This is a genomic window from Rhizobium sp. ERR 942, from assembly GCF_007828395.1.
In the GTDB taxonomy this organism is placed as follows: Bacteria; Pseudomonadota; Alphaproteobacteria; order Rhizobiales; family Rhizobiaceae; genus Rhizobium; species Rhizobium dioscoreae.
The window spans coordinates 174304-200291 of the sequence record NZ_VIUA01000004.1; the positions used below are offsets into that span (position 1 = coordinate 174304).

A 25988-nucleotide genomic window follows, 5' to 3' on the forward strand; every position below is an offset into this window, starting at 1 on the left:
AGATGCCCGAGAACTCGACCTCAAACGCGTTCTGGCCCGTACTCGATCGCGATCTGGTACCTCTTGCGCCCTGCTGCCTCCAGACGGTCTTCTTCGCAACTCCAGTATTGGATGCACCCGAAGAGAAAATCATGCTTGCGGCGTTCGTTGATCCCTCCCGATCCAAGCTGCCTGGTGGGTCGCTTGCGCCGAGCATCACAGGCGGCTTTTTTCCATGGTCGATCTTGTAACAATCGCATGAATATGCTCACGCTCGGAGGTGGTCGATCGGTATCGATCGGCGCAAGTGAGACCATAACAGCCATGCCAAATATCAATCTTAAATTGCTGCAAACCTTTCTTCTTGCAGCGGAATCCGGAAGTTTCCGCAAGGCCGCGGAAGAAAGCAATCGGTCACCTTCGGCGGTGAGCATGCAGATCAAGGATCTTGAGGAGCAGATCGGCATCAGCCTGTTCACACGCACGCCGCAGCGGGTCAATCTCACCAACGAGGGCCAGGCGCTGTTCGAGGAAGTTGGGCGTGCCATGGCCGACGTTCAGGCCAGTCTCGACAGGCTGGCGGAATTGGCAGCCCGCCGCAAAGGGAAAGTCCAGATCGCCTGCGCCCCGACGCTTGCCACCAGCCGGCTCGGCGACATCCTGTCGACCTTCAAGCTGCGCTATCCGCGCAGCATGGTCGAGGTGCAGGAAACGCCGCCGCAGGCGGCACTCGTCATGCGGCAGCAGCAGGAGGTGGAATTCTATATCGGCCCGGAGGTGCCCAACCTCAACGACTTCCACTTCGAATCGATCATCGACGATCCGCTCGTCGCCTGCATTCCCGAAGAGCTATACAGCGGTGAAAAAACGATCCGACTGGAGACCATCGCCCAATTCCCGCTGATCATGCTCAATCGCAAGACCGCCGTTCGCGGGCTCGTCGATCGCCTGACGCGCGAGGAAGGCGTCGAGCTTGATGTTCAATACGAGGTCGAGAGCGCACAAACCGCGCTAGCGCTCGCCGCGTCGGGGCTCGGCGTTTCGATCGTGCCTGGTATCGCGTTGGGGCAGAATGTCGACAGCCGCGTCCGCGTCGTAGCGCTCGACAATCCCAACGCCCGGCGGGCTGTCGGCATTATCACGACCCGTGGCTATGTGCAGCAGCGCTATGCCGAGCAACTCATCGCCCTTATCCGCACCAATCTGCGCGGCGAAGGCTGAACGCTAGTCCGTCTGTATCCAAACAGCCTTGGTTTCGAGATACTCGTGAAGGTGCTCGATACCACCCTCGCGCCCGTAGCCTGACATCTTCATGCCCCCGAATGGTACGGCCGGGTCGAGCGCATGATACATGTTCACCCAGACCGAGCCCGCCTTGATGCGGCGCACCAGCTTGTGCGCCAGTCCGAGATTTTGGGTGAAGATGCCCGCCGCCAGCCCGTAGGGCGATGCATTGGCGCGCTCGACCGCTTCCTCGATCGTATCGAAGGGCATGGCTGAAATGACCGGCCCGAAGATCTCCTCGCGCGCGATCCGCATCTCGTCCTTCACGCCGCCGAATACGGTCGGCGCGATGAAGTTTCCCTTGTCGTAGAGAGCTCCGGAAAGGCGCGTGCCGCCCGCGACCAAAGAGGCACCTTCGCCCTGCCCAGATGCGATGAAGCTCTCGACGACCCGCGCCTGGCGAGCCGAAATCAACGGCCCGATGTCGGTATCGGCTTCGATCCCGTGGCCGATCCGAAGCGACCGGGCAAAATCGGCGACCTTGGCGACGAATTCCTCGTGGATCTCACGCGCGACGAACAAGCGCGAACCGGCGATGCAAATCTGCCCCGAATGCGCAAAGACCGCCATGGCGGCGACAGGCACGGCTCGGTCTATGTCAGCATCGCGGCAGACAATCACCGGCGACTTGCCGCCGAGCTCCAGCGAAACACGTTTCAAGTTGCCGACCGCGGCACGGGCGATCGATTGTCCGGTGACGGTGGACCCGGTGAAGACGATCTTGTTGACATCGGGATGCTCGGCCAGCCGGGCGCCGGCGACCGATCCCTTGCCGGTGACGATATTGACCACGCCGTCCGGCACGCCGGCCTCTTGCATGAGTTTGGCGATCAGCAGCGGCGTGAGCGGCGCGTCTTCCGAGGGTTTCAGAACCACCGTGCAGCCTGTCGCCAGCGCCGGGGCGATCTTCCAGATCGATGCTGCGGTGGGCGCGTTCCATGGAATGATCGCACCGACGACCCCGATCGGCTCCCGGCGGGTGAAGGTCACGATCTCGCCGGGTATGGAATTGTCGATCACCTCACCGTGAAGGGCTGTCGCCATGCCGGCGTAAAACCGCAGCATGCCGATGACCCGACGCTTGTTGGCAAGCGTGCGCGTGATCGGCATGCCCATGTTCAGTGTATCGGAAACCGAAAGGCGCTCCCAATTCTCCTCAAACAGGTCGGCGATTTTCAGGAGCAGCGTCTGACGCTCATAGGGTGAGAACTTCGACCACGGCCCTTCCAGAGCCTGACGCGCCGCGGCGACGGCGCGGTCGACATCGGCGGGAGCAGCCAACGGAACCGTTGCAAGGACTGCGCCGGTCGCCGGATTATAGGTCTCGCTGACTTCGCCGGATTGGGCCGCAACCCATTGGCCGCCGATGAACATTGGCCGGAAGCCACCATCGTAAAGCTCAGCCGCCATTTGCTTGGCGTCGAAAGTCAATGTCATGGCGCGGCCTCCCAGCTTCATTCTGTTGTCGATATTCACTATCAGACGGCCACAATACAAATAAAGAAAGCTAAAAAGGCGTTCAGATAATCGGACTGTGAAATCGCTTCGAGTTATCCGATGCTGTAGGAAATGGAGGAGCTTGACATGCGTCTTACGGGAAAAGTGGCGATCGTTACCGGTGGCGGATCGGGTTTCGGCGAAGGAATCGTCCGGAAATTCGTCGAGGAAGGCGCGCGGGTCGTGCTCGTCGATCGCGACCTCGCCGCAGCGGAGCGGGTGGCAACGCAGCACGAAGGATCGGTCGCGCCGCTTGCCGGCGATGTCGCCACGCTCGACAGCCTCGCTGCCGCGCGAGATCTCGCGCTGGCGCGGTTCGGCGGCCTGCACATCCTCGTCAACAATGCCGGTATCGGACAGCCTCCAATGCCGATGGAGGATATGGACGAAGGCCTGTTCGAGCGCATCTTCAATGTCAACATCCGCTCGATCTACAATGGTGCGCGGGCGGTGCTGCCGCATTTCAAGGCCGAGCGGCACGGCGCCATTTTGAACATCGCCTCGACCGGCGGCGTCTCCCCTCGCCCCAATCTCACCTGGTACAATGCCTCGAAGGGATGGGGCATAGCCGCCACCCGAGCGATGGCCGTGGAGCTTGCTCCCTTCGGAATTCGCGTCAACGCCATCAATCCCGTCGCCGGCGATACACCATTGCTCTCGACCTTCATCGGCTCCGACAGCGACGAAAGCCGAGCACGGATCGTCGCCACCATTCCGATGGGGCGGCTTTCGACACCCGCGGACATGGGCAACGCCGCTGCTTTCCTCTGCTCGGACGAAGCGAGCATGATCACCGGCGTCGATCTCAATGTCGATGGCGGCAAGTGCATCTGAAGAGGCAGCGATGAAGGATATGTAAGAGATTGCCGTCGTTCATGGCGACGGCATCGGTCCGGAGGTCTGCGCGGTCGCGGTCGAGGTGGTCATGGCTTTCCGGGAATATCCAGCCGGTGCGGAACATTTCCTCAAGACGGGCGAGAGCTTTCCCGAACCGACCTTTGATGACATGCTTCGGCGCTCGCGTGGTGCGATGATGAACCGTGCTCGTATTCGGTGCTTATTCCGCCTGGCCAAGCCGCGTCAGGTATCGCCGCAGATGTCTTGCCCGCCGAAAACGATAGCAAGCACTCGAAGAACTTGCCGTTCTTCGTCGAGATCGAAATAGAAGATGGCCCGGGTCTTTGTAACCTGCCGCAACCCTGGGCCACGTCGGGCAGAAGCGTTCTCTGGTATGCGCCTAGGCAAGTGCTTCCATGTCGCCTTCGATCGCGTGAAGGCGCGCTGCACCACGATCGAAGGCGTCAGTCAACAGATCGCCAAGCGCAATATAGGATTCGATCAGATGGTCGAAGATCAGGCCGAGGTCCCGGTCGCAGTCGGCGGAACGCACGACTTTAAAGACCATGAGATGCCTTCTTGGAGGAGATCAGCTCCTGGGTCCGCCGGCGACCTTCCTCCAAGGTCAGAAAGTCACCTACCTGCCGCTCGGAAATCAGAACCTTCAAAGCCGCGAGCTCGGCTGCCCTCAGCACGGCTTCTTGGCGAACGAGTTCAAGCCCATGCTGCACGACGGCGCTCAGGCTTGAGAAGCGCCCCTCTTCGACCAGCTTTCTCGCAAAGACGTCCTGCTGGTCGGAAATTGAGACCGATACCTTCACCGACATCCCACTTCGCTCCCTGTTGCCGAGCTCTATACATTATTCAGTAGTATATAGTGCAACCGTCAATTCACTCATTGATGCAGACGCCGATCCGGCAGCCGCGAGAAAGCAAGGATAGGTCCATCACCATGGTGACTTGCTAGAACAAAGCTCCTCTCTGCAGAGCGAATTGAGTTTGCTCTTGCGCTGTCCCTTGGATGGTCTAAGTCATGTGGTCGTGGCGGCGAGCGACGTCGGCCTAATCGAATTTGACGATCGAAGGTAATTCAATGACCGGACAACTTTCTCTTCCCCGTGACCGGATTTCAGTCCTTCTCCTGGAAGGGATCAGCCAGAGTGCGGTGGACTATTTTGCCTCATCCGGTTACGTCAATCTCACCCATTTGCCGAAGGCCCTCGATGACAAGGATCTCAAGAGCCACATCGCAGAAGCACACATCATCGGCATCCGGTCGCGCACGCAGCTGACAGAAGAGATTTTCGGCTCCGCCAAGAAGCTCATGGCGGTCGGCTGTTTTTCCGTGGGAACGAATCAGGTCGATCTGGATGCGGCGCGTCGGCGCGGGATACCGGTGTTCAACGCTCCCTATTCGAATACGCGCTCGGTTGCCGAACTCGTCATCGGTGAAATCATCATGCTGACCAGGCGGATTTTTCCGCGTTCGGCTTCGGCTCATGCAGGTGGATGGGACAAATCCGCCGAAGGCAGTCGCGAGATGCGCGGAAAAACGCTCGGTATCGTCGGCTACGGCAATATCGGCTCGCAGCTGAGCGTCCTTGCCGAAAGCATGGGTATGAACGTTCGCTATTTCGATCCGTCGGACAAGCTTCGCCACGGCAATTCGGAATCCATGGCTTCGCTTGGCGAGTTGCTCGAAATCGCGGATTTCGTGACGATGCATGTTCCCGAAACCAGCTCGACCCAGAACATGATCACCGAGGCCGAGCTGCGCAGGATGAAGAAGGGTGCCTTCTTCATCAACAACTCCCGCGGCACCGTGGTCGATCTTGATGCGCTTGCGAAGGTCTTGAAAGAGGGACACCTCGCCGGCGCGGCCGTCGACGTGTTCCCCAAGGAGCCGGCATCGAACAAGGAACGCTTCGAAACGCCGCTGCAAGGTTTGGACAATGTGATTCTCACTCCGCATATCGGCGGATCGACCGAAGAAGCCCAGGAGCGTATAGGAAGGGAAGTTTCCAGGAAGCTTGTTGAATATTCCGATGTCGGCTCGACGCTGGGAGCCGTCAATTTCCCGCAGGTCCAATTGCCGCCGCGTCCAAACGGCACGCGCTTCATCCATGTCCACGAAAATCGCCCGGGTATCCTAAACAGCCTGAATACGATCTTTTCGTCGCGCGGGCTGAATATCGTCGGCGAGTTCCTGCAAACACACGGCGAAACGGGTTACGTGGTTATTGAAGTGGAAGGCGTTGGCCAAACGGCGAATGAGATACTTGACACGCTTCGCCAGATCCCGGGAACGATACGAGCGCGATTGGTCTACTGATCGATCTGCTGTGGACGACGGTGGCGCCTTTGGGTGACGATAAGGGCGCACACCCCTTCACTATCATCGATCCATAGCGTTGAACGCGACCTGACATCGTCCAGCAGACCTACCACTTTCAGCAAGGCTTGCGGGCCGAGATCGGACCTCGAGTTTTCCCTCAATAATTCAGCGGGTCTCTCAATCAGGCGATACGGCGGGCGGCAGCGATCCGGGTGGCGCCGATACTGGCAAGAGCGACGCTGAACAGGGTCGGGTTTGTGGCGGTCTTCGTGGGAATGACCCCATTGCCGGCAACATAGAGGTTGTCGAAGCCCCAGACCTTGGAATTCCTGTCGCAAACGCTGGTGCCATCGTCGCGCTCGCCCATACGGATCGTGCCCTGATAATGCAGCGACGAGCCGACCGGCTGCACGAAGGTGGCAAAACCGGGCGCCGGGCGACCGATAATGGCGGAAATTCGCTGGGCATGGCCCTTGGCCTCTTCGAGGCGCGCCTTGTCGCCCTCCGACTGACGCCAATGGATGGAAATAGCCGGCAGCCCGAGCCAGTCACGGCGATCGTCATCGAAGGTGACACGGTTGTCGGCGCTGATATCGGAGGGCACGAAAACGCCCATGCCAATCGGCTGGCCGCTCATGTCGCTGGCATGCGGCATCGAGTGCAGGCTCGCCGGGGCGATGGTGACCGAATAGGGGAAATCCTTGGTAGCCGGAATCCAGCTCATCGCGGTCATGGGCACATCGGTTTGCATCTCGGTGATCTGCGAGACGATATAATGGTCGTTGATGTAGCGACCGAGCGCTTCAGGGCGGATGCCAGAGGCGTAGAGCAGCTGAGGGGAGTGCAGCGAGTCGCATGCAACGACGACCGTGCCGGCCTTGACAATGAAGGTTTCCTCCGAGCCGGCGCGGGCAAGTTCAACCCCCGTGACATGACCATTTTCGTGGATCACGCGGCGGCAGGCGGTTTCAGAGAGAATATGAAAGCTCTCCTCCGGCTCGTCGACAAGGTTGCCGAGAACGACGTCAGTGCCATGATAGCGCAGGCCGTCAGGACCTGGCGTTGCCGCGAGTGGCATTGGCTGGACGAAGCGATCGGGTGAGCGACCGGGATTGAAGACCTCGCCCAGGCGCTCGCCCATGGCGATTGCCGCGGCATCGCCGGCGCGTGGGTCCTTGTTGGTACCCAGCAATCGCGCCGACACGGCCAGGGCCTCATGCATCTCATCGGTGGGGATGAAGGGCACCAGTTCGATCTCGGATGGCACCGGCGTGCCGGTCGACCATTTGGTGCCCATGCCGCCGACATTGGCCGCCGAGAAGCCGGCGAAGAGGTTCTCATCCTGGGCATCGGCGTCATTGGCGATGAAAAGGCCCGAGCGGCGCAGCAACGAATGATCGAAGCCGCCAGCGCGGCGGGCCTCCCACTCTTCCTTGTTGATTGGCATGCGCGGGCTGCGGTCGCCGCCCTGGGCGCGCACCTCGCAGGCCGCGCGCTCGTCGAGATCGAGAATATTGTCGAGATGTGCGCCCTTTTGCGGCAAAATCTGCGGGCCGGCTTCCACCATCAGGATACGCGCTTCCGGCCAGTCGTTCCTGATGACCCGTGCATAGGCCGAGCCAGTCGGGCCACTTCCGATGATGACGACGTCGGCGGACTGACGAGACATTCCTGCTATTCCCCACTCTTAAATCAATTTGATTGCAAACAAAGATGTATCGTAGCCGAAGTCAACCGGGATTGTTAAGTTGCCGAACAAAGTTTTTGTGAAAAGCTCGAGGAGAGGCACGATGAAGGTAGGTCTGAGTTCATACAGTTTCCGTCCGTTGATGCAGAGCGGCGCCATGCAGATCGAGGATGTCTTTGCCTGGGTCGGCAAACATGGCGGCGATCATGTCGAACTAGCAACGCTTTCCGTGGCGCCCGAAGGGCAGGACCTGCGATATGAACTCGCCGATGACGGGGAGATGCTGGAGCGGCTGAAGGGCGCGTCCCAGAAAAACGGCGTCCCGCTTTCCGGTCTCTGCATGTCCGGCAATTTCATTGATGACGGCGAACGCGCATTCCAGCTTAGCCGGCTGAAGCGTTATGTCGAGCTTTGCGACAAGCTCGGTGTCCGCTTCCTGCGCCACGATGTCGTGCCCTGGTCGCTCCGCGCAACGGAGCCCGGCCAGTTCGAAGCGGCATTTCCGGCAATCGCCGACGCCACCCATGAGCTCGCCGCGCATGCCGGGCGCTATGGCGTGACCACCAGCGTCGAGGATCACGGGTTCTTCATGAATTCCAGCGAGCGGATCAAGCGGCTTCTTCATGCCGTCAATCTGCCGAGCTTCAGGCTGACCGTCGATATCGGCAATTTCCTCTGCGTCGACGAGAATCCGCTCACGGGGACGCGTGCCTGCCTCTCTCATGCAAGTTTCATCCACCTCAAGGATTTCTATGTGCGCCAGTCAGCGCCTGGCGCGGACTGGCTGCGGACGGTCGGCGGCCAGGCAATCCGCGGCTCGGTCTTCGGCTATGGCGACCTGCCTGTCAGGTCCATCATCGAGGACATCGTCGCTTCGGGCTATGACGGCTTCGTCTCGCTGGAATATGAAGGCAACGAGCCGACGCAATTTGGCTGTGAAACCGGCCTGAAGAATGCGAAGGCAATGTTTGCGGCCGCCGCCGGCCGCTAACCATCTCCCGCTGCAATCCTGCCATCAGAGCGTGGCGATCCGATCGACGCGCTTCTTCAAATCGGCGAGGCGCTGTCGGTCGCCTCCCGGCACCTCGAGGGAGGCCCAGCCGGAATAGCCAATATCAGACAGGGCCTTGTTGACCGCGGCCCAATCGCAGTCGCCCTCGCCCAGTTCGACATCGAAGCCCTTCCATGGGCCTTCGCTGTTCATCTTTTCCAGGCTGTATTCCTTGATGTCGATTTTCAGGATGCGCTTGCCGAGCGCTTCGATCCAATTTGTCGGCCGGCCGTAGCGGAGTACATTGCCGACATCGAAATACCAGCCGAGCTTCGGATGGCGGAAGCGATCGATGAAATCCGCCGCCTCAAGGGGGCTTAGCAGAAAGTCGTTCCACACGTTTTCGAGCGCGATCGATACGCCGCTCTCTTCCGCGGCGGGCAGGATCCTGGCGATTTCCTCGCGAGCTCTCGCGTAAGCGGTCTTGTAACTGGTGCCCGCATTGACAATGCCGGGAACGAGCAGCACCGTCGTCGCGCCATAGAGCTTCGCATCATGCAGAGCCTTGATCATCGAATCGACACAAGCCTGGCGTGCCGATGGATCGGGATCCGTCAGCGGACGCTTCCAGTGTACGGCATTGACGAGGCCGGGGATAGCGAGCCCAGTCTTGTCGCGGGCATTCAGAACTTCGCCGAGCGGCAGATCATTGGGCGCATCGAGTTCCACCCCGTCATAGCCGAGATCCCGCAGGAGCTGGAACTTCTCCAGGATGGAGAGCGAAGGCTCCTCGACCATGCCCCATTTCAGGCTGATCTTCGCCAACGGGCGAGCGGAAACGGGCGAAAAGGAATTAGCAGCGGATTCGGTCATTGATGGGTCTTCGCGTGGCATGGTCGGATAGCGGCGGCACTATGTCAGCCAATTCAGGGCCGATCAATCGATCATTGGCAGCCAGGACGCGATGCCCGCCATGCTGCCGTCCGGAAGGCTTTCGGCTTCCATCAGACCAAAGTCCAATCCACGACAGGACCTAGGCCCGAAGATGCAATCTTTGGTCCTAATGCCATGGATTGCCCGGGCCTTTGCGCCAGTTGTTTCCGGCGATGGAAGTGGTCGGATACCCGGCCGCTGTCGTAATGCATGCGGAGAAGGTCGATGAATATCAACGGCGTCCTTGAAAGCGGCATCCCAGCCCCGGCATCCGACATAGTTTCCGACGGCGGCGATATCACGCCACCAGTGGCGAGATAACCGTCATGCAGCAAACAAAGCGAATCCTAGTTACCGGCGGCGCAGGTTTTCTCGGCTCCTTCCTATGCGAACGGCTTTTGCGTGAAAAACATGAGGTTATCTGCGTAGATAATTTTTTTACAGGACGGAAAAGCAACGTCTCGCATCTGCTCGATAGCAGATCTTTCGAAATCGTACGCCACGACATTACCTTCCCCCTTTATGTGGAGGTCGACGAGATCTACAACCTCGCCTGTCCGGCGAGCCCGGTTCACTATCAGTTCGATCCGGTGCAGACCACCAAGACCAGCGTCCACGGCGCGATCAACATGCTTGGCCTCGCCAAGCGGGTCGGCGCCAAGATCCTCCAGGCCTCGACATCCGAAGTCTATGGCGATCCCGAGATCCATCCCCAACAGGAGGAGTATTGGGGCCGGGTGAACCCGATAGGCCCGCGCTCCTGCTACGACGAGGGCAAGCGCTGCGCGGAGACCCTGTTCTTCGATTACTGGCGTCAACACCGGCTACGGATCAAGGTGGCGCGCATCTTCAACACCTATGGCCCAAGGATGCGCCCCGATGACGGCCGCGTCGTCTCCAACTTCATCGTGCAGGCGCTGCAGAACAAGCCGATAACGGTTTATGGCAGCGGCCAGCAGACACGCTCGTTCTGCTATGTCGACGATCTTATAGATGGCCTGGTTCGCCTGATGGGAACAAAGGACGAGATCACAGGCCCGATCAATCTCGGCAACCCGGCGGAGTTTACGATGCTGGAACTTGCCAATCTCGCGATAGAACTGACCGGCAGCCGCTCGGCGATAAAATACCTGCCACTGCCGGCCGATGATCCCAGGCAACGGCAGCCGGATATCGGGGTCGCGTCGCGCGAACTCGGCTGGAAACCGAAGGTTCAGTTGAAAGCCGGGCTTGGCAAAACGATCGCCTATTTCGAGGAACTGCTTTCGTCTGGCCGTTCGCGCGCGATCGCCGCCGAATGAGGACGGTCCTTGTCACCGGCGGAGCCGGCTATATCGGATCGCATTGCTGCAAGGCCTTCGCCGAGGCTGGATGGTCGGTTGTCACCTACGACAATCTCTCCCGCGGCTGGCGCGACGCCGTGAAATGGGGACCGCTGGTCGAGGGCGACATTGCCGACGCCGAGGCGGTGGCGGCGACGTTACGCCAATACCGTCCGGATGTGGTCGCCCATTTCGCGGCCTATGCCTATGTCGGCGAATCCGTCGAGTTTCCCGAACTCTACTATCGGAACAACACATTCGGGACGCTGGTTCTCATCGAGGAAATGCTCAAAGCGGGCGCCAACCGGCTGATCTTTTCAAGCACCTGCGCATCCTATGGCATTCCGAGCCGCACCCCGATTGACGAGACTCATCCGCAGTGGCCGATCAATCCCTATGGATGGTCGAAGTTCATGATCGAGCGGATGGTGGAGGATTTCTCGCGCGCCCACGGCCTCAACGCGGTAATGCTGCGATATTTCAATGCAGCCGGCTGCGATCCCGATAGCGAGATCGGTGAACGGCACGAGCCCGAGACGCATGTCGTGCCACTCGCCATAGAAGCGGCGATCAGACCGCGCCGAACCTTCACCATCAACGGCACCGATTTCGACACGCGCGACGGAACGGCCATCCGCGACTACATCCACGTCAGCGATCTCGCGCAGGCTCATGTCCTTGGTGGAGAGAAGCTGTTGCGGGATGAGGGTGTACACATCTACAACCTCGGCACCGGCAACGGAACGACCGTTAGGGAATTGGTCGATGCCGTCAGCCGCATTTGTGGACGCAGCCTTCCGGTTGCCTATGGTCCGCGCAGGGCTGGCGATCCACCGGCTCTTGTGGCTGCGGCCGATAAAGCCGAGCGAGAGCTTGGATGGGTGCCCAGGCATTCCAGCATCGACAGGATTATCGAGACGGCGCTCGCCTGGTATCGCGACCGGATGTGATCCTTACCTGCGTGCCGTTGTCAGAAACTCGTCGAGAGCGGCGCCAACCGCTTCGATCGAAAACTTTTCCATCACCCGCCGTCGGGCGGCGGCACCCAATCGCGCGCGAAGAGCTTCATCATCTTTCAATCTCGCCAAGGCCGACGCGATTTCGTCCGGCTGTTCCTGCGCGACCATCAGGCCGCCCGAGGCCTCGCCGTCGATGAGAATGTCCGGCAGGCCTTGTGCATCCGAAGCGATGACGGGAAGGCCGCAGGCCATGGCTTCCAATGGCGCGACCGGCATGCCCTCGATACGGGAAGCCGTTACATAGACGTCCGCGGCCGATAGCCAGCGGCGGATCAAGGTTCGGTCCGTCATGTAGCCGGACAACCATTGCACGTTCGCCAGTTCGCTTGCGCGAACGAGTTTGGCGAAAGCATCATTGTCCTGACCCGAGCCAATGATTACCAATCGGCACGCAGAAACACCGGCGAAGCGTTCCCAGGCCTTGAGAAGCACATCGAGCCCCTTGCGGCGGATATCGATGCGCCCATGATTGACGACGATGAAGCAATCCCGCGGCAGGCCAAGATTTGCTCGCGCCTCGCCGCGATCCATCGCGTACCATTCCTGGGTAGCCAGCGGATTGGGGATATTCGCTATATTGGGAGCAATGCGTGGATAGGCCCTGGCAAGACGCTCACGCTCCGCGGAAGACGCAACGATCAGGCCGCGGCACGCGCGCAGCGAAAGCCGTCTTGCAGCGGCCTCGACCGAGGACAGCGTGCGATCCCCTCCCTGAAAGGTGGCATAGAGTGGGAGGTCCAAGCCTCGTGCCAGCCATGCCAGCGCATCGAAGCGCGTATATTCATACTCTTGGGCAAGCAGCAGATCGCATTTGGAGCGGCAAAGAATCTCGCGGAAGGCTGAAAGCGGCGTTGCAGACCAGCGCCGCAGGCTATAGGCGGCAGGGGAATGGCCCTGGCGTGGCCGCTTTGCCGGTGCGACCCAGATCGGCGTGCCCGGGCCGGGGTGCTCATAGCACTCAATCCTGTTCACTCGCTCCGATGCACAGACGATGATCGGCTTGTGGCCGGCCGAACCCAGTGCCGCCGCATAGCCGAACAGCCAGCCTCCCGTCATCCGCTCGACGAAATCCTGAAGTTCAAGCCCGATCGGATCGAGAAATTCTTCGATCACGTCTCCCCATGGGAAAAGCGCGATCACCTTTGACGTCTGGTCGCCTCTCATTTGCGCCAGGCAAAGGCCGTCTCGGTGCCACGCGTGGATGGCCGGTGCATCAAGTAACCGAGAAAGGTCACGGGCGCGGCCAGCGCATAGAGGACCTTGCGACGACGGCGTCCGATGCGGGAAAACGAAACGTCGTGGAAAAACGCGGTGGCGGCGTTGATGAAGGTGGCGCGCCGTTCCGGGCGTCTGTCGAAAAGGGCCGCGAGTTCCGGGTCCCGGTATCCCCGCCTGACATGGCCCCATTCGCGCATCAGTTCGCTTTCATGCGGACAATGGCGTTTCATGACGCTGAAATAGGGATAATGCCAATTGATCTCGGGGGTGGAGATCAGGACATATCCGCCCGGCCGTACCACCCGCAGCGCCTCCTGCGCTGCGCGGCGGTCGTCCTCGATGTGCTCCAGCACGTCGAACATGGTGACGATATCGAAACTGTCGTCATCCATTGGCAGCGAGCAGGCGTCGCCGCAAATGAAGGTCGATTTCGCCCAGGACGGCTGATGGTCGGCCAGTTCAGGGTCGATATCGAGCGTGACGATTTCGGCTTGCGGATAAAGGATGCTGGCAAGACCGCTGCGACCGCCGCCGATTTCCAGCACCCGTCCGGTGCCTCCGGTTTCCGCCGGCGCCACCCGATGGATGGCGCGCATCTTTTCGCGATAAAACAGACCATCCGTCAAGCCGTTCGGATAAGGGTTTCCGGACAGAAACTGGCCAAGCGCTGCTTTCTTGATCATCGCGATATTCCCTTTTCAGCCTTAGCAGCGGTCCCCATCGGGGTTCGCCGCATTCTCCAGCCGAAGCGCAGGAGAAACTGCAGGCCGGTGAGCCAGCCCTCTACTTCGGCCGCCAAAATTCCGAGCCTGCCCGGAGGCCCTTCGAAAAGCGCCTTGACGAAGGTCTTGGCAAAATAGACCGGCAGCTGCTTGCCGATGCGCACGATGTTTCCGCGATCGCCGAAATTGTCGTATTGCGTCACGAGGGCTGCGACATGGCCCTTCATATAGGCTTTGATCTGCCGCTTGAGGCCGGGCCAGTCGCTGCGATGGTGGTGGAAGACAACGGCCCGGGGTTCGTAGAGGCATACGCCGCCGGCCGCCAACAGTCGGTACCAAAGCTCCGAATCCTCAGAGCATCCCGCCGCCCCCGCGCCGAGGCGTTCGTCGAAGAGGCCAACCCGCTCGAACACGCAGCGTCGAAAGGCCATGTTGGCGCCGGCGCCGATCTTCCAGACATGGGCTCCGCTCGGCCGCGTCTCCTCAAAGAAACGCCTGTCGAAGGTGAGCGGCACAAAGGTGGAGCCAAAGCCGCCCATGGTGAACTGAAAGGAGCATTGCGCCGCCGTATCGAGACGCGCCGGCAGCACAAGACCGGTGAACGCGTCGACGACATTCCGTTGCGCAAAGGCACGCGCGATCTCCGCGGTCCAGCCCGGATGGGCTTCGACGTCGTCGTCGGTGAAAGCGACGATATCAAACTGGCTCACTTGAATCCCAGTGTTCCGGGCTCGACTTAGACCGGCATGGGGCTCGTGGACATAGCGAAAATCGGGGAATTGCCTGCAGATGTCCCTGGCATTCCCGTCTTCGGAATTGTCGACGATGACGACCTCGCCCGGAGCGCTGCGTTGCGCTGCGAGGCTGGCCAGACATTTGCTCAGGGCCGGACCACGATCACGGGTGCAGACGATCACGGAGACATCCCGCGCCGAAGCCGAGGATGGAATTGCGATCGCATCGAGCGTCTCTACCAGATTTTCCGATTCAAGCGCGGTCTCCAGCGAGAGCGCGGGCTTGGGCTGTCCTTCATAGGTGGCACGCAACGGCGCGCCCAGCCCGACGCTGCGCGCTTGGAGTTGTGCGGCCGCATGTTCGGCAGCAAGCTGGCGCAATTGAGAGGCACCGTGAGGTAGCTCGTCCTCCAGGGATGCCCGTGCCCCGAGCGGCAGGTCCTTCCACCAGAAGATCGACAATGCGGGCGCACGAGCGCCGCCGATATCCGCAGCGGCAAGATCGACATGCCTCACCTCAAAACGTTCTGTCGTCATGAATTGCGCTCCCGGATCGACCTGATACGGGCGCGCGAGCGATCGTATTCACCGGCAAGGCCGTAGATTCCGCCCCACAGCTCCGCGATACCGAAACGCAGCTCATGCCCACGCAGCCGCCGCGCAGCGCGGGCAAGCGCCTTCAACTGGTCGAAGAACCACCAGCGGACCATGGCGCGATGGCGCGCTCGCATCGCGCTATCGGTGCGATAGCTCTTGACGAGAAAGGCCATCATGCCAAGACCCCAGGTCCAGTATTGCCGCCTGAGCTGCGGAATGGTTTCGCGGTGCTCGTGATAAACCGCATATTCCGGCTCATAAATCATCGGGCGTCCGGAGCGCAGGACGCGGTAAAAGATATCGAGATCCCCGCCTCCGGGCAGCGGCGCGCCCGTATCGAGCGCCTCGTCGAAACCGCCGAGCTCGATCAGCAACGCGCGGTCGAAGGCCATGTTGCAGCCGGCGCCGAGAATGCCGGCGCCAACGGGATGGAGCGGATTGTCAAAGCGCGCCTTGTGAAACTCCCGCCGCGCAAAGCCGCGACCGAACCCTCCGCGTCGCTCGAAAAAGACCTGCGCCTCGGTGTCGAGACGAAACGGCAGCACGAGGCCGGTGAAACCGCCGACGCCAGGGTTGTCGCGGCACGCCTTGGCAAGGCCTACAAGCCAATTGCGGTCCACCACGACATCATCGTCCAGATAGGCGATAATGTCGCCCCAAGCCGCATGAAGGGCGGCGTTTCGGGCGAAATCCAACCCAGCCTTCGGTTCGAAAACGTAGCGGATATCGCGGAAACTCTCGGCGGCTTCGCGCGTGGCCGCATCCACCGAGGCATTGTCGACCACGATGATTTCGACGAACTGGAAAGGAGATCCATCCCGAACCTGATCGAGCGACCGCAGCAATCGGGAGAGGCGCTGCGCACGATCCTTGGTGCAGATCGCGATGCTGAGACTGGGCAGCGTCGTCTCGCTCGCCGGCAAGCGCGCCCTCAGCTCCTCCTCCAACTTCGCGACGAGGATGCGTTCCGCAAATCGCTCATCGGCAAGGGATTTCAGGCTCTCGGCCGGCAGCATGGAGCCGGCGGGTCGCTCGATCATTTCAAATGCGATCAGCCGGCCTTGCCATCGCGCGATCAAGCCGACACCGGTCTGCTCAGCCGAGAGTTCGATCGGCGCCAGGGGCTTCGACAACTCGATATCAATAAGCTTGTAACTCATCACCCAACTCCCGCCCGCCGCGGCGACCGTGCTGAAATTCGTGGAGCCTGGAAAAATGTCCCTGCCGCTTGAAGAGCTCATCCGGCGAACCAGCCTCGACCACACGGCCCTTCGTCATGACGATGATCTGATCGGCGGCCAGAACGGTCGAGAGCCGGTGAGCGATCACGACAACGGTGCGGTTGTGTGAGTACTCGTCGAGCGCCAGCTGAAACGCCTGTTCGGTTTCGGCGTCGAGCGCGTTCGTCGCCTCGTCCAGGAGCAGAATATCGGGATTTCGAAGGATCGTTCGCGCAAGGGCCACGCGCTGCCTTTGCCCGCCCGACAGGCGCATTCCCTGATCGCCGATCCGTGTGCCGTAGCCATCCGGAAGCAGGCGGATGAAATCGTCCGCCTTGGCGATTTCGGCAGCCTTGCGGATCTCGGCGGGCCCGGCCTCCAGATCGCCATAGGCGATGTTGGCTGCAATCGTGTCGTTGAAGAGATGGACCTCCTGCGACATCAGCGACAGGCGCTTGCGCCAGCTGCGGAGATCGAATTCGGAAAGAGGCATGCCGTCTGCCACGATCGCACCGGATGTCGGATCCATGAAGCGAAAGAGCAGCGCCATCACCGTGGACTTGCCGGCCCCCGATTCGCCGACGATCGCAGTTGTTTTGCCGGCAGGAATGCTGAAGGAGACATCCTCCAGCGCAAGCGGCTGACCAGGCGCATAACGGAAGGAGACGTTGCGAAATTCGACGGCTTTCCTGAAGGCGGGCGCCTGCACGTGCCCCTGCGAGAGAAAAGGCTTCTCCGTCGTGCGGAGGAAGTCGTCGACATCGTCGATGCTGCCGGCGAGCCCATCGAGCGCGATCTTTGATTGCAGCAACTCGCGCGTTGGGCCTTGCAGACGATATAGCAGCGAGAGAAACGCGGCCAGTGCGGCAATGCCCAATCCTACCGATTGAGCGACAAGAACGAGCGCACCGATCAGGATCGTAATCGAGATTTCCGAGACGGGTCCCGGTGTCGCCCACAGCATATCGAGCTTCAGAAGGCGTCGCCGCACATTGTCGGAAGTCTCCCGGAAGCGGTTACGTTCGTAGTCCTCCTGGGCGAAGGCGCGGATCAATTGCAGAGCGTTGATGCTCTCCCACATCCTCAGGCCGAACTGCTTGTTTTCCTCGACAACGGCCTTGCCGGTCTCGTCCGCGCGCCGAGTGGCCAGGCGAATGGCCATGGCGCCCATGAGCAGGAACATCATCGAGAAGAAGGTCAGCCGGACCGAAATCAGCAGCATCAACAGCATGAAGACGGCGAAGGTGCAGAAGCAGATCATCAAACGGTAAGCGAGGCTCAAGGCCTGACTGACTTTCCAGGTGTTGTTGGCGATCGTCGTGATGATATCGGAGCGTTTGCTTTCCACCCGGTAGTCGATGCACGAGCTTATCGTCTGATCGAAGACCCTTGCTCTTAGCCGATGCGCAACGAGACCGTCGATATACCGGGTCACCCAGATATTGACGAGATGGACGGCGTTCTTCAGAAGGATACTGACGCACAACACGCCCACCAGGAATGCCGTCAAATGGCTCTGTGGAACGGCCGCGAGCAGCCGGTCGAAAATTCGCTGCCATTCTCCCTGCTGCGCCGCTACGGCACCGAGACTCTGAATGAGGGGAATGAAGAGAAAGAGGCCTGCCCCCTCGAGAACCGCGGCGGCCAGGCCGAGCCCGATGATGGTCGGTCCTGCCCAGGCAGGCGCCTCCGCCAGGCGGAAGAGCCGTTGCAGGCGCGTGAGAAACGAACCGCCCGGCCTCACGGGACCGTCTCCAGATAGAGCGGCCGCAACTCCGCGTTTCTTTGCAATCCCCTCAGCCGAGCCTTGAGCCAATCGGGAACCAGCCTGGCACGGCAATATACGTCCAATATGTTTGGCAGGCTCGAAATCGCCTGACGTGGCTCCAATGCCAGAAATCGCCGAAACAGATCACAACCATCGAAAAAGCGACCGCTGACAAAAGCTCTGACGACCAGCCAATGGATCATATCGACCAGATGGGCATCGAGATCGCTACCATACTGAGGATATTTTTCACGATACTCGGCGAGGACGATTTCGCATGAAGAGAGCATCCGCCTGACGTCGCTCGACATGTTCGTGTTCGTCATGCGGTAGCCGATCAAGTGCTGCTGTATGACGCGGAATTCGTAATTCTCCGCAATTCTGAGGCAGATCAGAAGATCCTCGCAACCCTGCGCGTTGCGTGCCCTTAAGGATGGGTCGAACTGCCCGGCGTCTTCGAAGGCGGAACGACGCATGAGCATCGAACTGCCGTTGCCGACGAAATTGTTTCTGCACATGCGCTGAAGCACGTGTCCTTCATGGCTTGGCCGGTTATGCAGCGAAAACACGCGGCTATGTTCGTCGATGAGCGCATACCAGCAATAGGCCAATCCCACTGACGGCCCGCCCACGTCAAGCGCTTGCCACTGAAGTGCGATCTTTGACGGAGCCCATAAATCGTCGGCATCGATAAATGCGAGAAATTCGGCATCGGTCGCGGCCGCACCGTTGTTACGCGCGACGGCGACACCACTATTGGCCTGCCGAAGGATCCGAATTCGCCGATCCTGCCTCGCATATTCAGCCACGATCGATAATGATCGATCCGAAGAACCATCATCGACAATGATGATATCGAGCTCCTGATGCGTCTGGCGACAGATGCTGGCCAGGGTCGCACCGATCGTTCGTTCGGCGTTGAACATCGGTACGACGACCGCAACGGTGGTCCTTCGCTTAGCTTCCACAGCCATTGCCACCCTTGGCGACGAAGCCGATGATACAGCTACCGACGGAATCATTGGTGAATGCCGGGGCTGGGGTGCCGCTTTCACGGGCGCCGTTCATATTCATCGATCTCTCCGCATGCACTACGACAGCGGCCGAATATCCCGCCGCTTCCCTCGCGGGAAACAACTGGCGCAAAGGTCGGGGCAATCCATGGCATTAGGACCAAAGATTGCGTCCTCGGCCCTAGGTCCGATCACAAACCAGACTTTAGTCCGATGTAGATGGCTTTGTTGCCAAAATCAGCGGGGCGATTTCCGGCAGCGATGGTTTTCAGCGGGATTTTTTACGGGCACTTCCAGGTGAACTCACCGCGGGGGCGGTGACTTTGCGGGTATATACATCCCGCCGCCTACCATATTTCGATTCGGCGCTGATCCATTCAATGCGACACGCCCGCGGACGCCAACCGGAGGCGCCAGCAATTTCAACACATCGGCGCGCACGAGGCTTGCATATGTAACGGGGTCGCGACGACGGCGCGTAGATCGATCGACAACGACTGGGCTTGATGCGTGATCCTATCCGACCACCTCCACCATCTGCAAGACATCTCGCCTTCGCCCAAAGATCATTCGTTCAGACGGCTAGCCAATCGCTTCATCAAATCCATTCGTTCATGAAAAATCGCCGCGATCAGTGCAGGCGCATCTTCGCGAAGCAGACAAAAGACATAGTAGTGTTCACATCGCGCCATTCACAATGCCGGATAAAGCGCACTCATATCCTTAAAAGGACCCTTACCCTCGGCAAGATTCGCAAAACCTCGCTCCAAAGCCGCGATGTACCAGCGCACCTGAGCGGCACCCCATTGGGCATGCGTGTAGCGGATTACAGATCGCAGATCAGATTCTGCATCCGCGGTAAGAATGTAAGCCGTCAAGCACGATCCTCGGCAATTTCCTCATCGAGGATGTCACCTACGGTTTTAGTCGACAGTTTTCCGGCGAGCCCATCATTGATGCGCGTATTCATCAACATCTTTAACTCCTCCCAGGCTCGATCTCCATCTATATCCCCGGGAAAGAGACGCTCAAGTGCATACTGTTTGATTGTCTTACCCTGCAAAGCGGCCATCGCCTTTAGGCTTTGATGTTGCTGGTCTGTCATGTCGATCGTTAAACGGCTCATCTAGCGTGCTCCTCAAGGCCCACATTAGCACATATGTGGGTACGTGACCACTGCCGCGAGGCTCATTGAAATGCACGGCGGCCGCTCCCAAGTGCTACAACCATTCCTAGAATAGGAGAATTGCTCATTCGTAACGGCGAGCAAATGATGGTACTTCGCTTGAAAAATAGCCTTGCAGCGGTTGCCTGCGCTCACCCGCGCTATACCTTGTCGATAAATATGGACGTCTGTCGTCATGGAGGAGAGCATCGTCATGCCAGCTAAGCAATGGCTGATCGGTTTTGCGGATCAATCGAAGCAGCAATGCCACGAGCAACTCCAGCGGACAATCGATGCGGCCGTGCAGGATCTCCTGCAAGATGGATCGGAACCTCAGTGCATAGCGGAAGCTCTGCTCGAAATCGCCGACAACTATTTCGATACGGTCATCGGTGACATGGAGATGACGCCTTCGACACCATTGCATTGATCTGGCATCGACCGCTTGGGGGCTACAGGTTGTTGGCCCGCGGGTTTTGTCCCACCACCTGCTCTGCGTCGACGGGCACCTCGACCAGGATGGATGAGCGACCAGGGCCGTAGCTCTCGCGCATGATCTCGGCCAGGTTGCTAAGATCCGGCGCCAGCTTGCGGCTTTCCCAACCGCATGCGCGCGCCATCGATCCAAAGTCGATGCGGTGCAGATCGCTGTGGTAGCGATCGGACGAATAGTCGGGAATGACCACGGGCAGGCCCTGCACCATGATGCCAAGCGCGCCGTTGTCCAGCACGAACAGGACGAGCCCCAATGATCGGGCTTCGGCCAGGCAACCGGCAATCAGCCGGAAGCAGCCATCACCCGTAAAAGCGAAGACCGTCGCGTCCGGTTTCGCGAGCTTAGCGCCGATTGCCACGCCGAATGCTCCGCCCATTGCCGAACCGCGATAGAGCGAATGGAAGCGGACGTCCGGATGCGGGCGCTGCGTGACATACTGACGATCCTTGTAGGCAAGGCACACATCATCGAATGCGACGCTTCCCGGCCGCCAATGACGATCGAGCTCCTGATAAAATCGGGCGATATCGATTGTGCCGGGACGTGGCGGCATGATCTCGCGATCATTAAGATCGGCCACGAAAGCCGGTGCCGGAGGGCGCGGCAGCTGAAGGTCCTCGAGCCGACCGATCGCTTCGCTCAGAACCTGATCGATCGGTCCTCGAACATCGAAATATTCGCCTCGTACGCGATGCCGAAATTCGCCTCCAACGCTGCCATAAGGGGCGGCCAGATTGGTGAAATTCCATGTCGTATGGGCAGGTATGTCCGAAAAATTAAGCGTATATTCGTCAGGGCAAAATCCGAGAGTGATGACAATATCGTCAGGGCCAAGGCTTCTCCAGAGCTGCATTGCGCGATCATTACCGCCAAATCCCAGATAGCCGAAACCGAAGACATTGTTGCGCGCCACCGCATTCGCCCCGTTTATGCTCCAGACGATCGGTGCCTGTAATGCCTTGCACAAACGTGTGGTGAGAACAGGCATATACGGATACATGGCCGCCTCTTCTCCAGCGAGCACGATCACCCGGCGCCCAGCCGATTGCCGCGGGAATTCGGCCAGAAAATGGGCGAGCGCCCCATGGTCGATCCTGTTCGGTTTATGGGGGTAGTCACCACGCCGAGGCGTATGGACCGGCTCAGGCACCATCTTTCCGAGCGCCTCCGGCGGCATCAGAAGTGCGATAGGCGAGCCCTGATCGAGATGTTTGCGGGCCTGCTCGAGTTGCTCTCCGATACGTTCCGGATCATTCAGGACGAATGTGCCTGATGGCAGCTCGGCCATCATCTGAGCCACGACGTCCGCGCCTTCCGGGCTCGTATCTTGCAGCGGCGCTCGGTATCGCGTATCCGCAGGGCTGAGAGGAATGAGATAGATTGCCGGAATATTGTGCAATTTCGCATCACTCAGGCCGCAGGTCAGCAGCCGCGTTGCGGCTCCCGTCGTCGCAATACCCGCACCGATTTTCCCGCTCGCCAGATAGTATCCCAACGGAATAAAGCCGGCGACATACTCTCCGATATTGAAGAAAACCGGGAACTCGGCACCGTCGTCGGCAGAGACCATCGGCTCGATGTGTTTGAGCAAATGGATGACCCCTCCTCCCGTGACCCCGGCATAGTGACGCACATTCCAGGTCGCAAGCGTATCGATCAGGAATTCATATCCTGTTTTTGGCACTGCTCTCGGCTTGGCTATCCGAATGTCGCCCGCCGTTTCGACTGCAAGATCCATCGTCATTTTCTCGCTTCTCCGCTGTGACCATCGTTCCCGAATGCTGCAAACTATTGACGCGCGGTTCCCCCGGGCCGGCCGAGGTCCGCGGCAAGCGCGGTTCCGGCACATGGCCGATCCCGTTTAGACGTTCTGGAAGCAGAACTAGGCGATGTGGCTTTCCCTGGAGAGGGCTTCCATACCGACAACCGTCGCCAGAAGGTCCTCATCGCAAAGCGATGCCTTTTGATCGGCGATATCCTTGAAACGAGAGAAAGCGCGATCGAGATCGGCGTCGGAACCGAACTCGACGCCCAGCGAGCGCATGCACATGCGAAAACCGTTGCGGCCCGAATTCTTTCCGAGCACCAGCCGATACTCGTCTGCACCGACCTCCGCCGCCGTCATGATCTGATAGGTCAACGGGTTCTTCAACATGCCATCCTGGTGAATGCCGGACTGATGCGAGAAGGCATTCCTGCCGACGATCGCTTTGTTAGGCTGCACAACGAAACCCGTGATCTCCGAGACGAGCCTGGATGCGGCCGTCAAACGCCGGGTTTCAACGGAGGTTTGGCATCGGAAAAAATCCTCGCGTGTATGCAGCGCCATGACGATCTCCTCAAGCGACGCATTGCCCGCTCGCTCACCGATACCATTGATCGTGCATTCGATCTGGCGCGCGCCCTGCCGGGTCGCTTCGAGCGAGTTGGAAACAGCCATGCCCAGATCATTGTGACAATGCGCGGAGAACACGGCCTTGTCAGCGTTGGGCACGACATCGCGCAGATAGGTGAATAGCTTGCCGTATTCGTAAGGCGTGGCGTAGCCGACCGTATCAGGCAGGCTGACCGTGGTCGCGCCGGCTTTGATCACCTGTTCCACGAAACGGGCAAGAAATTCGGGCTCCGATCGGCTCGCGTCCTCGCAGGAAAACTCGATATCCTCGGAATAACGTCGCGCGTGGGCCACCGCGCGAACGGCATGTTCGAGCACGTTTTCCGGTGTCATTTGCAACTTGTATTTCATGTGAATGGGTGAGGTCGCCAGCACGATATGGATACGGGACGATGCCGCACCGGAAACAGCCTCCGCCGTCAGATCGATATCGCGCTCGACCGCGCGGCTCAGGCTGCAAATCGTGCTGTCCTTCACGACACTCGCCACGGCCTTGATCGCGTCGAACTCGCCTGGACTGGAGACGGCAAAGCCGGCCTCGATCACGTCGACTTTCAGGCCTTCGAGCATAAGCGCGATCTCGACCTTTTCCCCGGCGTCGAGGTTGATGCCGGGGCTTTGCTCGCCATCACGCAAAGTGGTGTCAAAGATTATGATCTTTTCAGTGTTCATGCGACTCTCCCGATCAATTGAAGCATCGGCTTTGCCGAATTCCTAAGGCTGGCTGTATGGCACTACACACAAGTCATGGATGACCGATGCCTCGGGCGCGTTTCATGCCTGCGGCGAAAATCCATCATCGGATGCAAGTCTCGTCGGATCTGATCCTGATCGCCCCTGGCGTTGCCGGCATGCTGGAAACCGGGCAAAGCGCTTCACGCTTTGGTCGGTATCCAAGCCTGCGCCGTCGGCGAAATTTCGCAATTCTTGGTGTACGCGTCCCATCCAGATGCCTGGCTTTCGATCTGCAGTGATATCCGTGTCTCCGGGCGGCGGCGGCGTCGGAGCGGGATGCAGTCCAGCATGCATGTGATCGGAAGGGAGCTCCGTCCCCGCGCGGGGGCGGCGGGCATCTGGCCGTTGCAGGACAGTCCAGGCCATCTCTATTTTCGGAGCAAAAATTTCAAAACCTGAGAATTGAATGTCCATAGCGCACCGAATGGTTACCACGGCGAGGATGGCTGCATTCGAGGCGGCGGTATTTTAGAAAACTATGGACTATTCTTAGGAAATTACGGCTTTTTGCTTAGTGATAGACACGTGTCGCCAGTTTGCCACACTTGTTTCTGCCAGCAGGCATTTCAATGATATGCTGACGGTTGGCACCTACCCCCGCAGCTCTTCGGCAGCATCCCACACGTCGACGACTACCTGCACCCGCGCGCCTATTGGCGGATCTTGTTCATGCCCCCACCTGCTGGTGCGCACACAAGGTACTTTCGCCAGTTTCCATGCTAGGCTGCCATTGATTTGGACCGGAGCACCAAACTCGGTCGACGATCTTCTCAAACTTTGCCGTTCGGAGGAGCCTACGAAGTGACGCAGACGCGGGAGTTGGTCGACTGGATCATAGCCATGGGCCTGACCAGCGACAGCATCGAAGAGATCCTGACCGGAGTTTCAGAACGGCTGACCAGGCTCGGCTATCCACTCGTTAGGGCGTCCATAGCCATGCCGTCCATCGATCCACTTCAAAAGGGCTCTTCTATTTCCTGGTCGCGGTCGTCGAGCATCTCTCTCGAAATACAAGAGCACGGCGAAGCGGGTGACGCGATGTTTCGCCGCTCGCCTATTTCATATCTTCTTTCACGAGAGCTGGATGTTGGGCGCTGGAGACTGCCGCCCGGCGGTGACGCAGCCGGGTTCCCGCTGCTAAACGAACTCTCCGATCTTGGGGCAACCGATTACCTGGTGAAACTTGCCCGGTTTCCCGGGGGAACCGCACTGGGCGGTATCGGCTTCTCCTTGGCCGTCGATAACCCGGAGGGGTTCTCCGACGGCCAGATTGCCGCCCTGAATGAATTTCTACCGGCTCTCGCCCTCGCCTGCTGCCGCATCGCGGCGATGCGTGTGGCGACCGACATGCTCGCCGTTTATACCGGAGCCCGCACGAGCGGCCACATTCTCAGCGGCCAGACACGGCGCGGCAACGGTGATGCCATCCATGCCGCCATCCTGCTTGCGGACCTGAAGAATTTCACGGCGCTAAACGAAGGTTTTCCGCCCGAGCGTATCGTCGGTTGGCTGAACGAGCATTTCGATGCGATCGGCGGGCCAGTCGAGCAATTCGGCGGTGAGATCCTCAAATTCATGGGCGATAGCCTGCTTGCAATCTTCCCGACCGATATTGAAGATCCGGCCAACGCGTGTGAAAGGGCCCTGTCCGCGGCGAAGATGGCAATCGAGGCGAATGCGGCGGTCAACCGGGCACGCATGGTTTCCGAGGAACCACAGCTCCTCGTCGATATCGTTCTGCATATCGGAGACGTATTCTACGGAAACGTCGGAGCTGCCCGCAGACTTGATTTCACGGCAATCGGCAGAGCTGTCAACGAGGCGGCCCGGATGGAAAAGTTGTGCGATACGGTCCAACGCAGCGTGTTGGCCTCCGAACTATTCGCTTCGCAGGTCCAAGACGGATTTGAACGGCTCGGGATTTTCACGCTGAAGGGTGTGAGCCAGCCCGCCGCGGTTTACGGCCTGCCGGATGGGCCAAACTGTTGACTATCACCTCGATGCGCCCTTTCTACCGCGTCCGCACGTTTCCCTACCAACG

General features: G+C 59.6%; 23 protein-coding genes and 1 pseudogene. 8 read left to right on the forward strand and 16 right to left on the reverse strand.

What is annotated here, in order from left to right; translation table 11 throughout:
- Window positions 1-20: 20 nt before the first annotated feature.
- The gene (locus tag FBZ97_RS34610) at window positions 21-413 is read right to left on the reverse strand and encodes a hypothetical protein (protein WP_210249243.1); all 393 of its coding nucleotides are present in this window, start codon (window positions 411-413) and stop codon (window positions 21-23) included.
- On the opposite strand from FBZ97_RS34610, the gene FBZ97_RS17740 reads away from it, so the two are divergent.
- The gene (locus FBZ97_RS17740; protein ID WP_145321450.1) at window positions 304-1200 is read left to right on the forward strand and encodes a LysR family transcriptional regulator; all 897 of its coding nucleotides are present in this window, start codon (window positions 304-306) and stop codon (window positions 1198-1200) included. The genes FBZ97_RS34610 and FBZ97_RS17740 overlap by 110 nt on opposite strands.
- A gap of 3 nt (window positions 1201-1203) precedes the next feature.
- Here the strand turns inward: FBZ97_RS17740 and FBZ97_RS17745 are convergent, their stop codons facing one another.
- On the reverse strand, window positions 1204-2700 hold the full coding sequence (locus FBZ97_RS17745) for an aldehyde dehydrogenase family protein (RefSeq protein WP_145321448.1): 1497 nt from the start codon (window positions 2698-2700) through the stop codon (window positions 1204-1206).
- Between the two features lie 147 nt (window positions 2701-2847).
- Between FBZ97_RS17745 and FBZ97_RS17750 the strand changes: the two genes are divergently transcribed.
- Window positions 2848-3594, forward strand: coding sequence for a glucose 1-dehydrogenase (locus FBZ97_RS17750; protein ID WP_113331310.1), 747 nt, complete (start codon window positions 2848-2850; stop codon window positions 3592-3594).
- 403 nt (window positions 3595-3997) lie between these two features.
- Here the strand turns inward: FBZ97_RS17750 and FBZ97_RS34445 are convergent, their stop codons facing one another.
- Both FBZ97_RS34445 and FBZ97_RS17760 read right to left on the reverse strand, forming a co-directional pair.
- Window positions 3998-4165, reverse strand: a complete 168-nt coding sequence (locus FBZ97_RS34445; RefSeq protein WP_156090763.1) for a hypothetical protein — start codon at window positions 4163-4165, stop codon at window positions 3998-4000.
- Complete coding sequence (locus FBZ97_RS17760; RefSeq protein WP_145321445.1) at window positions 4155-4424, reverse strand: type II toxin-antitoxin system ParD family antitoxin; 270 nt, start codon at window positions 4422-4424, stop codon at window positions 4155-4157. Before FBZ97_RS17760 ends, FBZ97_RS34445 begins: the two co-directional genes overlap by 11 nt.
- 266 nt (window positions 4425-4690) lie before the next feature.
- Here FBZ97_RS17760 and serA point away from each other — a divergent pair, with 266 nt between their 5' ends.
- Window positions 4691-5929: a phosphoglycerate dehydrogenase gene (gene serA, locus FBZ97_RS17765; RefSeq protein ID WP_113331136.1), complete on the forward strand. Its 1239-nt coding sequence runs from the start codon at window positions 4691-4693 to the stop codon at window positions 5927-5929.
- A 184-nt stretch (window positions 5930-6113) separates the two neighbouring features.
- On the opposite strand, the gene FBZ97_RS17770 is transcribed toward serA, so the two are convergent.
- Window positions 6114-7601, reverse strand: a complete 1488-nt coding sequence (locus FBZ97_RS17770) for a GMC oxidoreductase (RefSeq protein WP_145321443.1) — start codon at window positions 7599-7601, stop codon at window positions 6114-6116.
- A 121-nt stretch (window positions 7602-7722) separates the two neighbouring features.
- Between FBZ97_RS17770 and FBZ97_RS17775 the strand changes: the two genes are divergently transcribed.
- On the forward strand, window positions 7723-8610 hold the full coding sequence (locus FBZ97_RS17775) for a sugar phosphate isomerase/epimerase family protein (RefSeq protein ID WP_113353259.1): 888 nt from the start codon (window positions 7723-7725) through the stop codon (window positions 8608-8610).
- A gap of 24 nt (window positions 8611-8634) precedes the next feature.
- Here the strand turns inward: FBZ97_RS17775 and FBZ97_RS17780 are convergent, their stop codons facing one another.
- A complete protein-coding gene (locus tag FBZ97_RS17780; RefSeq protein ID WP_233788504.1) occupies window positions 8635-9483 on the reverse strand; it encodes a sugar phosphate isomerase/epimerase family protein in 849 nt (282 codons plus the stop codon).
- Window positions 9484-9869: 386 nt separating this feature from the next.
- Between FBZ97_RS17780 and FBZ97_RS17785 the strand changes: the two genes are divergently transcribed.
- The gene (locus FBZ97_RS17785; RefSeq protein WP_113353260.1) at window positions 9870-10844 is read left to right on the forward strand and encodes a UDP-glucuronic acid decarboxylase family protein; all 975 of its coding nucleotides are present in this window, start codon (window positions 9870-9872) and stop codon (window positions 10842-10844) included.
- Window positions 10841-11815, forward strand: coding sequence for a UDP-glucose 4-epimerase GalE (gene galE, locus FBZ97_RS17790; RefSeq protein ID WP_113353261.1), 975 nt, complete (start codon window positions 10841-10843; stop codon window positions 11813-11815). Before FBZ97_RS17785 ends, galE begins: the two co-directional genes overlap by 4 nt.
- 3 nt (window positions 11816-11818) lie before the next feature.
- Here galE and FBZ97_RS17795 read toward each other — a convergent pair whose 3' ends face one another.
- From FBZ97_RS17795 to FBZ97_RS17830, 8 genes and pseudogenes are all read right to left on the reverse strand, one after another.
- Complete coding sequence (locus tag FBZ97_RS17795) at window positions 11819-12997, reverse strand: glycosyltransferase family 4 protein (protein WP_246661792.1); 1179 nt, start codon at window positions 12995-12997, stop codon at window positions 11819-11821.
- Between the two features lie 47 nt (window positions 12998-13044).
- Window positions 13045-13785 carry a class I SAM-dependent methyltransferase gene (locus tag FBZ97_RS17800; RefSeq protein ID WP_113331142.1) on the reverse strand — a complete coding sequence of 247 codons (741 nt, stop codon included), beginning with the start codon at window positions 13783-13785 and terminating at the stop codon, window positions 13045-13047.
- Window positions 13782-15095, reverse strand: coding sequence for a glycosyltransferase (locus FBZ97_RS17805; protein WP_145321439.1), 1314 nt, complete (start codon window positions 15093-15095; stop codon window positions 13782-13784). Before FBZ97_RS17805 ends, FBZ97_RS17800 begins: the two co-directional genes overlap by 4 nt.
- A complete protein-coding gene (locus FBZ97_RS17810) occupies window positions 15092-16315 on the reverse strand; it encodes a glycosyltransferase (RefSeq protein ID WP_145321437.1) in 1224 nt (407 codons plus the stop codon). The genes FBZ97_RS17805 and FBZ97_RS17810 overlap by 4 nt, the downstream gene beginning before the upstream one ends.
- The gene (locus tag FBZ97_RS17815) at window positions 16296-18119 is read right to left on the reverse strand and encodes an ABC transporter ATP-binding protein (protein WP_145321435.1); all 1824 of its coding nucleotides are present in this window, start codon (window positions 18117-18119) and stop codon (window positions 16296-16298) included. Before FBZ97_RS17815 ends, FBZ97_RS17810 begins: the two co-directional genes overlap by 20 nt.
- Entirely contained in the window at window positions 18116-19117 is a 1002-nt protein-coding gene (locus FBZ97_RS17820) for a glycosyltransferase family A protein (protein ID WP_173002523.1), read from the reverse strand. Before FBZ97_RS17820 ends, FBZ97_RS17815 begins: the two co-directional genes overlap by 4 nt.
- A gap of 605 nt (window positions 19118-19722) precedes the next feature.
- Window positions 19723-20034, reverse strand: a pseudogene (locus tag FBZ97_RS17825) (type II toxin-antitoxin system RelE/ParE family toxin).
- Window positions 20031-20282 (reverse strand): antitoxin, encoded by a 252-nt coding sequence (locus FBZ97_RS17830; protein WP_069615183.1) that lies wholly within the window; start codon window positions 20280-20282, stop codon window positions 20031-20033. Before FBZ97_RS17830 ends, FBZ97_RS17825 begins: the two are co-directional and overlap by 4 nt.
- A gap of 253 nt (window positions 20283-20535) precedes the next feature.
- On the opposite strand from FBZ97_RS17830, the gene FBZ97_RS17835 reads away from it, so the two are divergent.
- Window positions 20536-20751, forward strand: coding sequence for a hypothetical protein (locus FBZ97_RS17835; protein WP_113391713.1), 216 nt, complete (start codon window positions 20536-20538; stop codon window positions 20749-20751).
- A 22-nt stretch (window positions 20752-20773) separates the two neighbouring features.
- On the opposite strand, the gene FBZ97_RS17840 is transcribed toward FBZ97_RS17835, so the two are convergent.
- On the reverse strand, window positions 20774-22561 hold the full coding sequence (locus FBZ97_RS17840; protein ID WP_145321430.1) for a thiamine pyrophosphate-dependent enzyme: 1788 nt from the start codon (window positions 22559-22561) through the stop codon (window positions 20774-20776).
- 138 nt (window positions 22562-22699) lie between these two features.
- The gene (locus FBZ97_RS17845) at window positions 22700-23884 is read right to left on the reverse strand and encodes a 2-isopropylmalate synthase (RefSeq protein WP_145321428.1); all 1185 of its coding nucleotides are present in this window, start codon (window positions 23882-23884) and stop codon (window positions 22700-22702) included.
- An 864-nt stretch (window positions 23885-24748) separates the two neighbouring features.
- Between FBZ97_RS17845 and FBZ97_RS17855 the strand changes: the two genes are divergently transcribed.
- Window positions 24749-25936 carry an adenylate/guanylate cyclase domain-containing protein gene (locus tag FBZ97_RS17855; RefSeq protein ID WP_145321668.1) on the forward strand — a complete coding sequence of 396 codons (1188 nt, stop codon included), beginning with the start codon at window positions 24749-24751 and terminating at the stop codon, window positions 25934-25936.
- The last annotated feature ends 52 nt before the right edge of the window (window positions 25937-25988 follow it).

Bases quoted from the DNA above. Each gene is read 5' to 3' on its own strand.
- FBZ97_RS34445 (WP_156090763.1), bottom strand. From the start codon at position 4,165: ATGGTCTTTAAAGTCGTGCGTTCCGCCGACTGCGACCGGGACCTCGGC.
- FBZ97_RS17775 (WP_113353259.1), top strand. From the start codon at position 7,723: ATGAAGGTAGGTCTGAGTTCATACAGTTTCCGTCCGTTGATGCAGAGC.
- galE (WP_113353261.1), top strand. From the start codon at position 10,841: ATGAGGACGGTCCTTGTCACCGGCGGAGCCGGCTATATCGGATCGCAT.
- FBZ97_RS17770 (WP_145321443.1), bottom strand. From the start codon at position 7,601: ATGTCTCGTCAGTCCGCCGACGTCGTCATCATCGGAAGTGGCCCGACT.
- FBZ97_RS17750 (WP_113331310.1), top strand. From the start codon at position 2,848: ATGCGTCTTACGGGAAAAGTGGCGATCGTTACCGGTGGCGGATCGGGT.
- FBZ97_RS17745 (WP_145321448.1), bottom strand. From the start codon at position 2,700: ATGACATTGACTTTCGACGCCAAGCAAATGGCGGCTGAGCTTTACGAT.
- FBZ97_RS17785 (WP_113353260.1), top strand. From the start codon at position 9,870: ATGCAGCAAACAAAGCGAATCCTAGTTACCGGCGGCGCAGGTTTTCTC.
- FBZ97_RS17780 (WP_233788504.1), bottom strand. From the start codon at position 9,483: ATGACCGAATCCGCTGCTAATTCCTTTTCGCCCGTTTCCGCTCGCCCG.
- FBZ97_RS17840 (WP_145321430.1), bottom strand. From the start codon at position 22,561: ATGACGATGGATCTTGCAGTCGAAACGGCGGGCGACATTCGGATAGCC.
- FBZ97_RS17740 (WP_145321450.1), top strand. From the start codon at position 304: ATGCCAAATATCAATCTTAAATTGCTGCAAACCTTTCTTCTTGCAGCG.
- FBZ97_RS17810 (WP_145321437.1), bottom strand. From the start codon at position 16,315: ATGAGTTACAAGCTTATTGATATCGAGTTGTCGAAGCCCCTGGCGCCG.
- FBZ97_RS17830 (WP_069615183.1), bottom strand. From the start codon at position 20,282: ATGAGCCGTTTAACGATCGACATGACAGACCAGCAACATCAAAGCCTA.
- FBZ97_RS17805 (WP_145321439.1), bottom strand. From the start codon at position 15,095: ATGACGACAGAACGTTTTGAGGTGAGGCATGTCGATCTTGCCGCTGCG.
- serA (WP_113331136.1), top strand. From the start codon at position 4,691: ATGACCGGACAACTTTCTCTTCCCCGTGACCGGATTTCAGTCCTTCTC.
- FBZ97_RS17835 (WP_113391713.1), top strand. From the start codon at position 20,536: ATGCCAGCTAAGCAATGGCTGATCGGTTTTGCGGATCAATCGAAGCAG.
- FBZ97_RS17845 (WP_145321428.1), bottom strand. From the start codon at position 23,884: ATGAACACTGAAAAGATCATAATCTTTGACACCACTTTGCGTGATGGC.
- FBZ97_RS17760 (WP_145321445.1), bottom strand. From the start codon at position 4,424: ATGTCGGTGAAGGTATCGGTCTCAATTTCCGACCAGCAGGACGTCTTT.
- FBZ97_RS34610 (WP_210249243.1), bottom strand. From the start codon at position 413: ATGCTCACCGCCGAAGGTGACCGATTGCTTTCTTCCGCGGCCTTGCGG.
- FBZ97_RS17800 (WP_113331142.1), bottom strand. From the start codon at position 13,785: ATGATCAAGAAAGCAGCGCTTGGCCAGTTTCTGTCCGGAAACCCTTAT.
- FBZ97_RS17820 (WP_173002523.1), bottom strand. From the start codon at position 19,117: ATGGCTGTGGAAGCTAAGCGAAGGACCACCGTTGCGGTCGTCGTACCG.